Source organism: Mycolicibacterium canariasense, from assembly GCF_002101555.1.
Classification (GTDB): domain Bacteria; phylum Actinomycetota; class Actinomycetes; order Mycobacteriales; family Mycobacteriaceae; genus Mycobacterium; species Mycobacterium canariasense.
The window spans coordinates 71696-85951 of record NZ_LQOL01000079.1 but is presented as its reverse complement, the minus strand read 5'-3'; the positions used below and the strand labels follow the sequence as shown (position 1 = coordinate 85951).

The window sequence follows — 14256 nt, the reverse complement described above, 5'->3', positions numbered from 1 at the left end:
AACCGGCCCACGCGGCCGGTTTTCTGTTTTTCCACCGCGCACCGACCATCGCGCCAGCCGCTCGTTGAATTTGCCAGAGAATGGCAAGGCGCCAATTTGCACCGCCACCCTACGAGCCTTTGCGGTTCTGGGAATATCCTGCCTATTGACTGTATGGGCAATTGCTCCTGGTCCGGAAGAGCGAATAACAAATGCTCACGACCCACGGCGTTTGATCAGCTAGATCCCATCGATTTTGCATCCAATCGGCCTGCCACAGCAACGATTGCGAACGCAATTGCCGCACGGTATAAGTATGCGATGACCGTGCATCCGCTGCCCACGACGGAACACGAGCCGCCCGAAATTGACGTTCCCAAAAAGATTGCTGACACGAACTGGCGGGACCCCAAGCGATATCTATGGCTGCTCGTCCCGGCAACCCCCGGCATGGTCGCGCTGTCCTGGCTTCTGGTGTGGACGACGGGGCGGACCGCGTTCTGGTGGACCGGCGCCGTCCTGACGTTTGTGGTCATGCCGATCGTCGACCATGTGCTCGGCCGGGACAGCCGGCACCGCGCACCGGACGACGCCTTGGCAGCGCTGGAGGGCGACCGGTACTACCGGGCCGCCACCCACCTGTACCTGCCCGCCCAATACCTGTCGCTGATCTTCGCGTGCTGGTTGTGGGCGGGCGGCGGCTGGCTGCACATCTCCCCCGTCGGCAAGCTCGGCTTGATGGTGGCCACCGGCGTGGTGGGCGGGGTCGCCAACAATGCCGCGCATGAACTCGGCCACAAGCGCGGCAAGGCCGAGCGCTGGCTGAGCAAGGTGGCCCTGGCGCAGACCTGCTACGGGCAGTTCTACGTCGAGCACAACCGCGGCCACCACGTGAGGGTGGCCACCGCCGAGGATCCGGCCAGCGCCCGGTTCCGGGAGAACGTGTATGCGTTCGCCGTGCGCTCCGTGACCGGCAGTACCCGTTCGGCGTGGCGGCTGGAAGCCAAACGCCTTGGTCGCAAAGGGCATTCGCGGTGGTCCGTGCGCAACGACGTGCTCAACGCCTGGCTGATGAGCGCCGCGATGCTGGCGGGGCTGACAGTCTGGTTCGGCGCGGTGGATCTGCCCTGGCTGGCCGGTCAGGCCGTCGTGGGCATCTTCCTGCTGGAGGCGATGAACTATGTGTCGCACTACGGTTTACGGCGACGTCGGTTGGCGTCCGGACGATACGAACCGCTGCGCCCGGCGCACTGCTGGAACAGCACCGCCGTCATGACCAATGTCTTCCTGTTACATCTGCAGCGTCATTCCGATCACCATCTGCATCCGCTGCGCCGGTTCCAGGCGGTGCGCGACACCGAACAGGCGCCGCAGCTACCCGGCGGGTACGTCGCCATGCTCGTGCTCTCCCTGTGCCCTCCGCTGTGGCGGCGGGTGATGGATCGGCGCGTGTTGGACGTGTACGGCGGTGATGTCAGTCTGACCGCGCTGCGGCCGCGCGATGCGAAACGCATCGCGCGGCTGCAGGGGCGGGGAAATCAGGACTGAGCCGCCGCCCGTTTGCGCTGCGGACCATGGTCGTTCGAGCCTGTTCCCGCCGATCGGTCACTCGTCGCACGGTCGCGGTGGTCACTGGGACGGTGGGCAGAGTCACGCTGCTGCGAGCGGGTGGATGACCTATCCCGCGCCGTGCTTGCCGGCGTGGCCGGGGTCGCGGGTGTGGCCCGGGTCGGCGTGGCGGGCCGCGCCGGAGTTGCCGGGCTTGCGGGTGTCTCCCGGGTGGGCTCCGGCTGCGACGCCGCTGTCGGTCCGGACGACTCCTGCTGTGCAGCAGCATGTTCGGGTCCGGCCTGGGTGGCGGCGATCAGCGGAGCCCGCAGCGAATCCGCGGTGACCGGGCTGGTTTCGGCGCTCGCTGCAGTCGGTTGCGTTGTCGCCACGGCGGTTTCGGCCGCGGCCGTGGCCGTCTCCGCGGGCGCCATCCGCAGCGTCGGCGTGGCCGTCGTAGCGGTCGATGCCGTTGTAGTGGTGCCCGGGTTGAGGGCCTGCTGTACCGAGGCCGTCCAGCTGGCCCAGGCGGCCGCCACGGAATCGGCCCAGCTCTGGACCGGATCGGTCGCCGGCGTCGTCGGCACCGGGGTCACCGGTGCCGCGACCGGATCGGCCGGCGCCGCATCGGGAATCTGTCCACCGTGATCGGCAATCCAGTTCCGCACCACCGCCGCGGCCTGCTTGGGCGTCCAGTCGTCGCGGAACAGTCCCCAGGTGTCCTCCACCTCGGTCGAGTTCGAGTTCTGGTCCACCAACGAGTAGATGAACATCGGCCCCACCCCGTCCAGGTCCGACCAGGTGTCCATGAAGTCGCCGATGAAGTCGGCCTGCTGCGCCTCCGATACGTACGAGGTCGGCAGGCCGTACTCGCTGGTCCAGATGAGCTTGGCCGCGTCACCGTTGGCATCCATCAGGTTGCGCATGGCCTGCAGCTGACCTTCGGCCGAGATCGGGTTGCCGACCCCGTCGCCGAACTTCCAGTCGTAGTTGTACGGGTGGTACGACAGCGCGTCGAAATACCCGGCCGCGCCGGCGGCATACATGTCCTGGACGAACTCCACCGGGCTGATGTTGATATCCCCGATCGTCCGCCCGGCCGTCACCACCCCACCCACAACGGTGCCGCTGGGGTCGACGGCTTTGATCGCCGTGTACGCCGCCTTGAGCAACTCGGTGTACGCGGCGGGGTCCGGCTTCGGATTCCAGAACACGGAACTCTGCGGTTCGTTCCAGATCTCGTACGCCGAGATGCGCGCGGTGTCCGGGTCGCCGGTGCCCGCGCCGTAGCGGCTGGCCAAGGCACCCATGAAGGTGCCGAAGTCCGCGGGATCGTTCGGTGCTCCATAGGCCGAGGTCTGGTTGTCCGACGCCCACGTCGGCGTGCTGGTGACCGCGGCAAGGACAGCCATGCCGCGAGCTTCGGCAGCGTCGATCACCTTGTCGACGTTGGTCCAGTCATAGACCCCGGGCGCCGGTTCCACCGCACGCCAGGGCACGAACATCCGGAACTGCGTGACACCGAGTGACTGCATGGTGTCCAGCGCGGTGTCCACCTCTTCCGGTGTCATGAAATACAGCTGAGACTCGGCGATACCCACCGCATCGGACGAGGTGTCGATCGCCGCCGCGAGCGCGACGTCATGGGACGCCTGGCGCAACGCGGTCGGCGCCGGGGCGGTCGGCGCCGCAGCGCCCATCAAGGCGGCCGTCAACAGTGGTGTCGTCCCTATCGCTATTGGTTTTGCTACACGCTTCCATGAATCCCACATGACTCCCACTCCAACCCTTCTCCCGACCCATTACTTGTGGTGACTTCAATCACAGCGCCGTGCGATAGTCGTTACCCCGACTTCGAGTGGTCCAATCAAATCCCGGCAAACTTCGCTACATTCGAGATATCGTTGACAGGCTCACTAAATGGCCTTGAACAGGGCGTTTGCCGCTAATTAATTCACGCGCAAATAACCACCGGAGTGCGTCGTGACGGCATGGCGCAAGCGCGCCCATTGCCACACCGGCTGGAACAAAGTGGCCGCCTGAATGGTCACGACCGTCCTGGCGGCGCCGGAGCTTCGCTAAAGGTCATGTCGCCGGCATTTCGCACGGAAATTTGCCAGGATTTGCTCCGGTAGCGGATATCGCTCAATATCCATTTCCGTCCCCGAACCGGGGCGTAACGATGAGGGGTCCGCCGGCCGGGCCGGCCGAGCTTAGATTCGCTCTCAGCAAACCGGCTCCGGGGCCGGGGACCAGGCGATTTCTGTCGGTACGCTGAAAACCATGAACGGCGTCCTGCTCGTGCTCATCATCCTGGTCGTCGGCGCCATCGGCGTCGCGGTGTACTTCTCGCAGAAGGCGTCCGGGCAGCGCAGCGCCGCTTCGCTGGCCGATGCCAAGGCCGACGCCCGCCGCGTCATCGAACGCCTGGGCGGCCAGGTGTTCAACCTGTCCGGCACCGACGACGCCTCCAAGCAGGCATTGGCCGACGCGTCCGAGCGCTACACCGCGGCGTCCTCGCAGATCGACCAGGCCACCACCGCCAAGCAGGCGCTGTTGGCCAAGGAAAGCGCCATCGAAGGGCTCTACTACGTACGGGCCGCCCGCACCGCCATGGGCATGGACCCGGGTCCCGAACTGGAGACGCTCACCGGCCAGCGTGCGGCCGGTGCGGTCACCGAGGATCGCCGGATCCAGTTCGACGGCAAGGAGATCGAGGCCTCCCCGACGCCGTCGCCGCGCACCCCGAACTACTACCCCGGCGGCCGCGTGGCCGGCCGCCCTGTACCGGCCGGCTGGTACTCCGAACCGTGGTGGAAACCGGCCCTGGTGGCCGGCGCCTGGGGTTTGGGCTCGGTGCTGCTTTTCGACGCGTTGTTCTCCGGCATGCACGGAGTCGATTACGGCGCACAAGGTTTCGAGAACGGCTACGGCGACGGATTCCAGCAGGGCTTCGACCAGGGCGAGCAGGCCGCGCTCGACCAGGGTGGCCAGGATATGGGCGCCGACGGTGGTTGGGGCGGTGACAGCTGGGGCGGCGGCGACAGTGGCGGCGACTTCGGCGGATTCGACGGCGGCGGCGACTTCGGCGGATTCGACTTCTGATCGGCTTACGCTGATCGCCATGAACAGCATCCTGCTGATCCTCATTCTGTTCGTCGTCGCGGGCATCGGCTTGCTGGTGTACACGTCCTCGAAGGCGGCGGGGACCCGCAGCGCCGCGGCACTGGACGATGCCAAGGCCGACGCCCGCCGGGTCATCGAGCGCCTGGGCGGGCAGGTGTTCAACCTGACCGGCACCGACGAGGCCTCCAAGCAGGCCCTGGCGGACGCCTCCGAGCGCTACACCGCCGCCTCGTCGCAGATCGATCAGGCCACCACGGCGCGGCAGGCCGCGCTGGCCAAGGAGAGCGCCATCGAAGGCCTCTACTACGTCCGCGCCGCCCGGGCCGCAATGGGCCTGGATCCCGGACCGGAATTGGAATCGCTGAGCGGTCAGCGGACGGCGGGTGCGGTGACCGAGGACCGGCGCGTCACGGTGGACGGCAGGCAGATCGAGGCCTCGCCCGCGCCGTCGCCGCGCACCCCGAACTACTACCCCGGCGGCCGCGTCGCCGGCCGCCCGGTGCCCGCCGGCTGGTACTCCGAACCCTGGTGGAAACCGGCCCTGGTGGCCGGCGCCTGGGGCGTGGGCTCGGTGCTGCTGTTCGATGCGCTGTTCGACGGTATGCACGGAGTCGATTACGGCGCACAAGGTTTCGAGAACGGCTACGGCGCCGGGTTCGACCAGGGCTTCCAGCAGGGCTTCGACCAGAGCAACGGCTCCGACGGCGTCTGGGACACCGGCAGCGGCAGTTGGGACGGCGGCAACTCCGGTTGCAGCGGGTCGAGTTGCAGCGGATCCAGTTGCGGTGGCGGGGGCTGCGGGGGCGGCTGCGGAGGCAGTTAGAGCCGGCTCTCCAGCCGGGATGACACTCCTGCCTCCTGCAGGTCCAGCCGCTCCAGCATGGCCCGCACCGCCTCGTCCTCGATCCGGCCCTCGTCGCGCTCGGCGATGAGCGCCGCCCGTTGGGCGGAGAGCACGTCACGGTAGAGCGCCGAGAACACCTTCGCGCGTTTGGTCGGCGCCTCGGGATCGGGCATTTCCTCGACGTCCTCGGAGTGCCTGGCGATCGCCGTGCGGATCTCGGCGAGCACCCGGGGGTCCATCCCCTCGGGCGGGTTGTCACGGAACTCGGCGAGCACCCGGTCGGCCGCCGCGTGCACCACGCGTTCGGCCTTCACTTCCTCTTCCCGGTCGGCGGCGTGGTCGTCGTTGAATCGGGACAGTTGCAGCCGCCGGATCAGCCACGGCAGCGACCAGCCCTGGATCAGCAGGGTCCCGACGCTCACCACGAAGGCGATGGCCTGGATGGTGGCGCGCTCCGGGAACGGGTCACCGTCGATCGTCGTCGCCGGGATCGCGGCCGCCGCGGCGAGGGTGACCACGCCGCGCATCCCCGTCCAGGACACCACCACGTTCTCCTGCCAGGACAGCGTGCGGCGGTCGATGCGTGAGCGCCACTTGCCCGGCGGCTTGCGCCGGGTACCCAGCGCGCCACGGGCCCGCGCGGGCGCCGGCACACTGAGCCGGGTCTCCACGTGCCGGAACAGCTTGTTGCGGCCGAACATCGCGAACACCGACAACGGCCGGATCACCAGCACGATCACCAGCACGATCCCGGACGCGATCGCCACCTCGACCAGCGACTCGTGGGCTTCGCGTAGATCCTCCAACACGAACCGCAGATGCAGGCCGATGTAGGCGAACACGAACGCCTCCAGCAGGACGTCGACGGAGTTCCACACGTACCGCTCTTGCAAGCGGGTCTGATAGCCCGCGTCGAGGGTCCCGTTGCCCACCACGAAACCGGCGACGACGACGGCCAGAACCCCGGAGGCGTGCAGCTCCTCGGCGGTGATGAACGCCGCGAACGGCACCACCAGGCCCTGCACGGTCTCCAGCCCCGGGTTGGCCAGCCGGCGGCGGATCCACAACGTGACGTAGCCGAGCGCCGCGCCGACCAACGGCCCGACCACCGCGCTGTACCCGAAGAGCAGGAACGGATTTTCGATGAAGGTGTGGCTGCCGGCAACTTGCGCGACCGCGACCGAGAACAACGCCAGCGCGGCAGCGTCGTTGATCAGGCTCTCACCGGTGAGGATGGCCATCACGCGTTTGGGCAGCCCGAGTTTGCGGCCCACCGCGACGGCGGTGACGGCATCCGGCGGCGCCACGATGGCGCCGAGCACCAGCGCCGTGCCGAAGGTCAACGGCACCAAGGCCAGTCCGGAGGACACCGCGGCGACGGCGAAGGCGCTGATCACCACCAGCCCGACTCCCAAACCCAGGATCGGGCGGATGTTGCGCAGGAACGTCGGGAACGAGAAGTCCAGCGCGGCCGAATACAGCAGCGGCGGGAGCACCACCGTCAGCAGGATGTGGGAATCGAGTTCGGGCGCCTCGAATCCGGGCAGGAACGATACGGCGATGCCGACGACCACGATCATCAGCGCGGGTTCGAACCCGCGGCGGTGGGCGATGGCGGTGACCAGGATGGCTCCGACGACGACGAGGATCAATTCCACGCACTGATTGTCCCGTCAAAGTCCCCGACGTGCCCGACCGGTGGTCAGGACTGGCAGTTCGGGCACCAGAACACGTTGCGGGCCTCCAGCTCGGCGGTGCGGATCGTGGTGCCGCACACCCGGCACGGATCACCGGCCCTGCGGTACACGTAGGTGCGGGGGCGGCCCTCTCGGTACGACGGAGCGCCGTGGTCGTGCTCGGGGCGCACGACGATGATCTTCCCGCGCCGTACCCCGACCTTCATCAGCGCCACCAGATCGGTCCACATGTCACCGAACTCGCTCGCGTCGATCCGGGTTCCGGGGCGGTAGGGGTCGATTCGGTGCCGGAACAGCAGTTCGCTGCGATACACGTTGCCGACCCCGGCCAACACCGTCTGGTCCATCAGCAGTCCGCCGATGGTCCGGCGGGACTTGGTGATTCGCGTCCACGCGAGGTCGGGATCGGCGTCGGAACGCAGCGGGTCCGGGCCCAGTCGGGCCACCACGTCGTCGACGGCGGGCTCGTCGATCAGCTCACAGACGGTGGGCCCGCGCAGATCCGTACCGTACTCGGCGCCCACCATCCGCATCCGGACCTGGCCCACCGGCAGCGGCTGAGTGCTGTCCGGGGGCACCGGCCACTCGGTGAAGGTGCCGTACAACCCGAGGTGCACGTGCACCACCGCACCGCCGGCATAGTGGTGGAACAGGTGCTTGCCCCAGGCGTCGGCCTTGCGCAGCAGCTGCCCGTTCACGGCGGCGGCGTCGCCGAACTTGCCCTGCGGGCTGGACACCGTCACCGGTGCGCGCCCGAACCGCTTCTGATGCAACCGGGCCAGCCGGTGCAGGGTATGCCCCTCAGGCATCGATCAGGCCATGGATCAGGCAGGGGCGCCCGGGACCGGCGGCGCGATGTGGTCCTTCTCGTACTGGGCCAGGATGTCGATCCGGCGCTGGTGCCGCTCGGCTTCCGACCACGGGGTGGACAGGAAGGCGTCCACGATGGCCAGCGCCTCCTCGGTGGTGTGCATGCGGCCACCGATGCCGATCAGCTGGGCGTTGTTGTGCTGGCGCGCCAGCTGCGCGGTCTCCACACTCCAGGCGAGGGCACACCGGGCGCCGGGCACCTTGTTGGCAGCGATCTGTTCGCCGTTGCCCGAGCCGCCGAGCACGATGCCGAGGCTCTCCGGATCGGCGACGGTCTTGACGGCGGCGGCGATGCAGAACGCCGGGTAGTCGTCGTCGGCGTCGTAGGTGTACGCGCCGCAGTCGATGGGCTCATGGCCACTCTTGAGCAGGTGGTCGATGATCGTTTTCTTGAATTCGAATCCGGCGTGATCGGCACCGAGGTAGACGCGCATGGCGGTAACCCTAACCTGTCAGCGTTTCACCACCAGAGCGTCGACCAGGAGGTTGAGCAGACGGGCCGTCTGCTGGGTGGACTGGCTGGCCAGAACGATGCCCAACATGCTGGTGACGACGTCGTCGGGGTCGACGTCGTCGCGCAGGCTGCCGTCGCGTGCACCCGCACTCAGCAGGGCCGACGCCGCGCCCACGATGGCGTCCCTGGTCTGGCTGGGTTGCACGACACCGGCGGCGAACATCGCCTGCAGCGATTCGGCCATCCCACGCTTGGCCGCGACGAAGGAGGCGTACCGGTCCATCCAGTGCCGCAGCGCCGGCACCGGGCGATGCCGGCGCAACAGCTCGTCGGCCGACGCCGCGACATCGGCGAGCTCGGCGGCATAGACCGCCTCGATCAATGCCTCCCGGTTGGGGAAGTGCCGATACAGCGTCCCGATGCCGACGCCGGCGTCGCGGGCGATCGCCTCCAGCGAGACCGGCCCGTCGGACGCGGCGAAGGCCGCGGCCGCGGCCGCCAGCAGCCGCGCGCGATTGCGCCGGGCATCGGCCCGTTCCGCCATAGCGGAGGCACCTCCGTTTTGCTACGGTGAAAGCGGAGGTTCCTCCGCATCGCTGCCCAGTATGACAGTTCAGGAGATCGGCATGACCACCTCACACCCCGGCGGGACCGGCACCCTCGGCGAGCACGCCGTCGCGCGAATCGGTTACGGCGCCATGGGACTCGGGCACGAACTCCCCCAGGACGACGCCGTGGCGGTGTTGCGCCGGGCCCTCGACCTGGGCGTCAACCACATCGACACGGCGTCCTTCTACGACGACGGCGTGGTGAACCGGCGCATCCGGGATGCCCTGTCCCCCTACCCCGACGACCTGGTGATCGTCAGCAAGGTCGGCGCCCGGCCCGCCACCTCCGGGCCGCTCCCGCTGGCGCTGGCCCAGCATCCGGCCGACCTGCGCGCCGCCGTCGAACTGGACCTGGCCGGCCTGGGCGTGGACCGGATCCCGGTGGTGAACCTGCGCCGGGCCGACTCGGGGCCGGGGCTGATCGCCGAGGGCGATCAGATCGTCGACCTGGATGACCAACTGGCCGAACTGATCACGCTGCGCGACGAGGGCAAGATCGGCGCCATCGGGATCAGCAATGTCGACCTGGCCACGCTGCGTCGCGCACTGCCCGCCGGCATCGTGTGCGTGCAGAACTCCTACAACCTGCTCAACCGCACGCACGAGGACGAACTGACACTGTGCGCCGAGCGGGACATCGCCTGGGTGCCGTTCTTTCCGCTGGGATCGGGTTTCCCCGGTTTCCCCAAGGTCGCGGACAACGTTGCGGTGCAACGGATCGCGAGCGAGCTCGGCGTCACTGGTGCTCAGGTCGGCCTGGCCTGGCTGCTGGCGCACTCGCCGAACATCCTGCTGATCGCCGGCACGTCCAAGGTGGCGCACCTGGAGCAGAACCTGGCCGCCGGCGCTATCGAGTTCAGCGCCGAACAGCTCTCGGCACTGGACGCCGTCGAAGCCGAGTCACCCGATGGTGATGGCGTCGAGGCGTTCCTTGATGAAAGCCGATGACGTCACGGGATCCAGCCCCGCGACCCGGCCGATCGGCGGCTCCAACGGCGTCACCAGAGCGTCGTGGTTGGCCTCGTAGAAGTAGATCAGCGACACCAGATCCTCTTCCGGGGCATCCGGTTGCGGCGGCAGCACCCGGTGCCGGCCCGACGGCCACCGCCGCCCACTCCAATACTCCAGCAGGTCACCGATGTTCACGGTCAACGCGCCCGGCTGCCACGGAGCGTCCTCCCAGCCCTCGGCCTCGGAGTACACCTGCAGGCCGCCGGCACCTGGCTCGCGGTCCAGCACCGTGACGGTGCCGAAATCGGTGTGCGGCCCGATCCGGAACTGTCCCGGCTCGGGTTCGCCCACCACGCTCACCGGCGGGTAGTGGTTGATGTTCATCGTCCATGTGGGCCGATCGGCCAGCGCGGCAAAGGGATTCGATGGCAGGCCGAGCGCGTGGGCGAACAGGGCCAGCAGGTCGTCGGACACCTTGCGCATCTGGGCGGTGTAGTCGGCCACCAGCCCCTGCAGGTGCGGCACCTCGGCGGGCCACACGTTGGGCGCGAACCAGATCCGGTCCACCTCGGGATCACCGGTCGCGGTCTCCGCACCCAGGCTGTAGCTCTCCTTGAGATCCGGCGGGGTCTCGGTGCCCTCCGCGTAACCGTTGGCCTCCGCACCCGGGCCGATCCAGCCGTGGCCGCCGACCGGCACCGAATAGCGCCGCTTCACCTCGTCGGGCAGGGCGAAGAACTCCCTGGCCGCGGCCCGCACACCGGCAGCCAGGGCCGGGTCCACCCCGTGTCCGGTGATCACGATGAACCCGGCCCGCTGCAAGCCCTCGTCCACCTCGGCCGCCAGCGCGTCGGCCTCGGCGCCGCCCGCGTACCACCGGGAAATATCCACCGTCGCAATGGCGCTCATTCGCCGATATCCTCCGCCCACAGTTCCGGCTTGGCGGCGATGAACTCCTCCATCATCGCCACGCATCGTTCGTCGTCCAGCAGCGTAACCGCTACCCCGTGCTCGGCCAGCCAATCGTGGCCGCCGTGAAAGGTGCGGGCTTCCCCGATCACCACCGCGCCGATGTTGAACTGCCGCACCAGCCCGCTGCAGTACCAGCACGGCGACAGGGTGGTGACCATCACGGTGGACCGGTAGCCGCGCTGGCGGCCCGCGGCCCGGAACGCGTCGGTCTCGGCATGCACCGACGGATCGTCGCTCTGCACCCGGCGGTTGTGCCCGGCGCCCAGCAACTCGCCGTCGGCGCTGAACAGCGCGGCACCGATCGGGATCCCGCCCTCGGCCAACCCTTTTCGGGCCTCCTCGACCGCGACGTCGAGCATCTGCTGCGGGGTCATACCAGGGCACGCTCCGCGGCGACCTTGGACCGGCACAGCACCAGGTAGCTCGCGCCGGCGATGAGGAAGCCGACGAAGAAGGTGATATCACCCAGCTGTGGGGCCGCCTTGGCGATGAAGCCGACGAACTTCTCCTGGTTGGAGAACAGCAGCACCGAGACCACCAGGCCGAGCAGGAACGCCGACAGCCCCGGCCAATTCGCATACGAGCGGTCATAGAGGAATCCGGCGACCGACTGCCCCCGGCGCAGGTACTGATCGGCGAACACCACGCCCAGCCACGGCCCGATCCAGTACGCGATGATCAACAGGAACGCCTCGTAGCTGGCCGCGGCATCGGCCAGCGCCCACCAGGCGATCAGGAAGCCGGCCACCCCGAAGAACACGGTGACCAGTGCGCGGGCCACGTGGTGCGGCAGCTTGAATCCGATGGTGACGAAAGCCATGGCGCCCGAATACACATTGATCGCATTGGCGGCCACCGCGCCGATCGCGATGGCCAGCAGCGTCAGCTTGGCCAGCCACGAGCCCAGCTCTGCGGTGAACGCCTCGGTGGGATTCTCGGACAGGGCCGGACCGATGGTGACCGACGCCGCACCGACCACCTCCAGCACCACACACGACACGAAAAGACCTGCCGCGGCGAACCATCCGGTGCGCTTGGTGTTCACACTGGAAGGCAGGTAGCGGGTGTAGTCGGCGGCGTACGGCGTCCAGCCCGCGGCGTAGCCGAAGGCGGTACCGACGGTGAGCAGGAAGCCACCGAGGCCGCCCACGCCGCCTTCCACGGCCGGCGCACCCGGGTGGGACTTGGCCAGGATGGCCACCGAGGCAATCACGAAGATGACCGCGAGCACCGGGAACGCCCACCGCTCGAAGGCCTGCACCAGGTTGTGCCCGAAGAAGGCCAGCGCGGTCTGCAGCACCACGATGATCACCAGGGCCAGCAGCGGACCGATATGGAACAGGGTGGACAGCGCGAAGGCACCGCTGACGCTGTTGGTGGCGAACCAACCGACCCCGGCGGTCACCGACATCAACGCCGCGGGAACCACGTTGCCCTTGAAACCGAACGGCAACCGGCCCAACACCATCTGCGGCACCCCGTGCAGCGGTCCGCGCGCCGACAGGAAGTAGTGTGCGATGGCACCCAGTCCGGTACCCAACACGATGCCGGCGACAGCCTGCCAGAACGTCATGCCGTAGTAGGCCACCGCGAGCACGCCGACGAAGATGGTGGCGAATTCGAGGTTCGGAGAGGTCCAGGTCCAGAACAGCTGACTGGGCTTACCGTGCCGGTCGGCCTCCGCGATGAACTCGTTCCCGCCGGGTTCTACTGCTGCGATCTTGTCTCGATAGGACCCGTCGGTGGTGGGTTCGGCCGCTGTCATGAGAGGTACCTTCTCATCCCGGCCCGCAGTGCGCAGTTCGAGGAAAAGAGTTCACAGCCAGGCATGCCGAGGAAACCTCGGATGAACATCCGACGACGACGCCGCGCCGCACCGGGACGAAACAGATACGCCGTCGCCGGCGTTGACCGACGGTAGGAGGACCTGTGACAGGACGGAGACCGCACGATGCAGACCCTGGTGATCAGTGCCAGCCCGCGTGAGGACGGCAACTCCCACGCGCTGGCGCGCGCAGCGGTCGCGGGCACCCGCTCCGCCGGGCACGACGTCGACCATGTCTTCCTGCACGACTACGTCGAACGCCTGCTGGGAAACTGCCGGCAGTGCCGGCGCCCGGAAGACCGCACCTGCTCACTCGATGATCGGTACGAGCAGTTGCTGTTGGAGCGGATGCTGCCGGCTGACGGCATCGTCTTCGCGATGCCGCTGTACTTCTACGGCATGCCCGGCCGGCTCAAGACCGTCTTCGACCGGCTGTTCTGCTACACCGCCAACAGCGCACCGCAACAAGAACAGGTGATCGACGGCATCATGGGCAAGCGGGTCGGCGTCCTGATCTCCTGCGAGGAGAGCTACCTCGGGGCGACCCAGGGCGTGATCGCGCAGTTCCAGGAACTCACCCGGTACCTGCACCAGGATCTGGTCGGCGTGGTCGTCGGCAACGCCAACAGCCGCGGCGAAATCGTGCACGACCCGAGCGACCCGGTCCGCCAGGCCCATGACCTGGCGGCCCGGCTCTACGAGAGCCGTGTCACCGACTACCGGCTCGACACCGTCCGGTCGAACAAGGTGTGGGACGGTGGGCAGCGCCTAGTCGAATTCGGGTGACTCGGTCCGGGTGCGCTTGAGCTCCCAGAAGTGCGGGTAGCCGGCGAAGATCACCGAGGCGTCCCACAGCTTGCCGGCCTCCTCGCCGCGCGGGATCCGGGAGAGCACAGGCCCGAAGAACGCGGTCTTGTTGACGTGGATGGTCGGCGTGCCGACATCCGGCCCGACCGGGTCCATGCCCTCGTGGTGGCTCTTGCGCAGCGCCTCGTCGAACTTGTCACTGGTGGCCGCCTCGGCCAGTTCGGCGGGCAGGCCCAGCTCCTCCAGCGATTCGCGGATGACCACCTCGAAATCCTTGATGCCCTGGTTGTGGATCCGGATGCCGAACGCCGTATAGAGCGGCGCCAGGATGTCGGACCCCTTGGCCTCCTCGGCTGCGATGGCGACGCGGACCGGCCCCCACGCCTTCTTCATCATCTCCAGGTACTCCTCGGGCAGATCACGGCCCTCGTTGAGCACCGCCAAGCTCATCACGTGGAAGTTGACGTCGATATCGCGCACTTTCTGGACTTCCAGGATCCAGCGGGAGGTGATCCAGGCCCATGGGCACAGCGGATCGAACCAGAAATCTGCGACATCTTTTTTCGCCATGGGAA

At 68.0% G+C, this 14256-nt stretch carries 14 protein-coding genes; 5 read left to right on the top strand and 9 right to left on the bottom strand.

Annotated features, from left to right (window positions below):
• Positions 1–300: 300 nt before the first annotated feature.
• Positions 301–1527, top strand: a complete 1227-nt coding sequence (locus AWB94_RS26875) for an alkane 1-monooxygenase (RefSeq protein ID WP_084395301.1) — start codon at positions 301–303, stop codon at positions 1525–1527.
• Here AWB94_RS26875 and AWB94_RS26870 read toward each other — a convergent pair.
• Positions 1518–3242 (bottom strand): cellulase family glycosylhydrolase, encoded by a 1725-nt coding sequence (locus AWB94_RS26870; protein WP_165605354.1) that lies wholly within the window; start codon positions 3240–3242, stop codon positions 1518–1520. The two genes, AWB94_RS26875 and AWB94_RS26870, sit on opposite strands and share 10 nt — an antisense overlap.
• Before the next feature lie 568 nt (positions 3243–3810).
• Between AWB94_RS26870 and AWB94_RS26865 the strand changes: the two genes are divergently transcribed.
• Positions 3811–4632, top strand: coding sequence for a hypothetical protein (locus tag AWB94_RS26865; RefSeq protein ID WP_062657914.1), 822 nt, complete (start codon positions 3811–3813; stop codon positions 4630–4632).
• A gap of 19 nt (positions 4633–4651) precedes the next feature.
• On the top strand, positions 4652–5476 hold the full coding sequence (locus AWB94_RS26860; protein WP_062657915.1) for a hypothetical protein: 825 nt from the start codon (positions 4652–4654) through the stop codon (positions 5474–5476).
• On the opposite strand, the gene AWB94_RS26855 is transcribed toward AWB94_RS26860, so the two are convergent.
• From AWB94_RS26855 to AWB94_RS26840, 4 genes are read right to left on the bottom strand one after another with little or no spacing between them, the layout of a single operon-like run.
• Positions 5473–7155 (bottom strand): cation:proton antiporter, encoded by a 1683-nt coding sequence (locus AWB94_RS26855; RefSeq protein WP_062657916.1) that lies wholly within the window; start codon positions 7153–7155, stop codon positions 5473–5475. The two genes, AWB94_RS26860 and AWB94_RS26855, sit on opposite strands and share 4 nt — an antisense overlap.
• 44 nt (positions 7156–7199) lie before the next feature.
• A complete protein-coding gene (locus AWB94_RS26850; protein ID WP_062657917.1) occupies positions 7200–8003 on the bottom strand; it encodes an Fpg/Nei family DNA glycosylase in 804 nt (267 codons plus the stop codon).
• 15 nt (positions 8004–8018) lie between these two features.
• The gene (locus AWB94_RS26845; RefSeq protein WP_024452307.1) at positions 8019–8498 is read right to left on the bottom strand and encodes a ribose-5-phosphate isomerase; all 480 of its coding nucleotides are present in this window, start codon (positions 8496–8498) and stop codon (positions 8019–8021) included.
• A gap of 18 nt (positions 8499–8516) precedes the next feature.
• Entirely contained in the window at positions 8517–9062 is a 546-nt protein-coding gene (locus AWB94_RS26840) for a TetR/AcrR family transcriptional regulator (protein WP_062657918.1), read from the bottom strand.
• A gap of 82 nt (positions 9063–9144) precedes the next feature.
• Here AWB94_RS26840 and AWB94_RS26835 point away from each other — a divergent pair, with 82 nt between their 5' ends.
• Positions 9145–10074, top strand: a complete 930-nt coding sequence (locus AWB94_RS26835; protein ID WP_062657919.1) for an aldo/keto reductase — start codon at positions 9145–9147, stop codon at positions 10072–10074.
• On the opposite strand, the gene AWB94_RS26830 is transcribed toward AWB94_RS26835, so the two are convergent.
• Genes AWB94_RS26830 through AWB94_RS26820 form a run of 3 tightly spaced genes read right to left on the bottom strand, consistent with a single transcriptional unit; the run spans position 10027 to position 12814 of the window.
• The gene (locus tag AWB94_RS26830; RefSeq protein WP_062657920.1) at positions 10027–10986 is read right to left on the bottom strand and encodes an isopenicillin N synthase family dioxygenase; all 960 of its coding nucleotides are present in this window, start codon (positions 10984–10986) and stop codon (positions 10027–10029) included. The two genes, AWB94_RS26835 and AWB94_RS26830, sit on opposite strands and share 48 nt — an antisense overlap.
• On the bottom strand, positions 10983–11423 hold the full coding sequence (locus tag AWB94_RS26825) for a nucleoside deaminase (RefSeq protein WP_062657921.1): 441 nt from the start codon (positions 11421–11423) through the stop codon (positions 10983–10985). The genes AWB94_RS26830 and AWB94_RS26825 overlap by 4 nt, the downstream gene beginning before the upstream one ends.
• Complete coding sequence (locus tag AWB94_RS26820; protein ID WP_062657922.1) at positions 11420–12814, bottom strand: purine-cytosine permease family protein; 1395 nt, start codon at positions 12812–12814, stop codon at positions 11420–11422. Before AWB94_RS26820 ends, AWB94_RS26825 begins: the two co-directional genes overlap by 4 nt.
• A gap of 186 nt (positions 12815–13000) precedes the next feature.
• Between AWB94_RS26820 and AWB94_RS26815 the strand changes: the two genes are divergently transcribed.
• A complete protein-coding gene (locus AWB94_RS26815; protein ID WP_062657923.1) occupies positions 13001–13660 on the top strand; it encodes a flavodoxin family protein in 660 nt (219 codons plus the stop codon).
• Here the strand turns inward: AWB94_RS26815 and AWB94_RS26810 are convergent.
• Positions 13643–14251 carry a mycothiol-dependent nitroreductase Rv2466c family protein gene (locus tag AWB94_RS26810; RefSeq protein WP_062657924.1) on the bottom strand — a complete coding sequence of 203 codons (609 nt, stop codon included), beginning with the start codon at positions 14249–14251 and terminating at the stop codon, positions 13643–13645. The genes AWB94_RS26815 and AWB94_RS26810 overlap by 18 nt on opposite strands.
• Between the last annotated feature and the right edge of the window lie 5 nt (positions 14252–14256).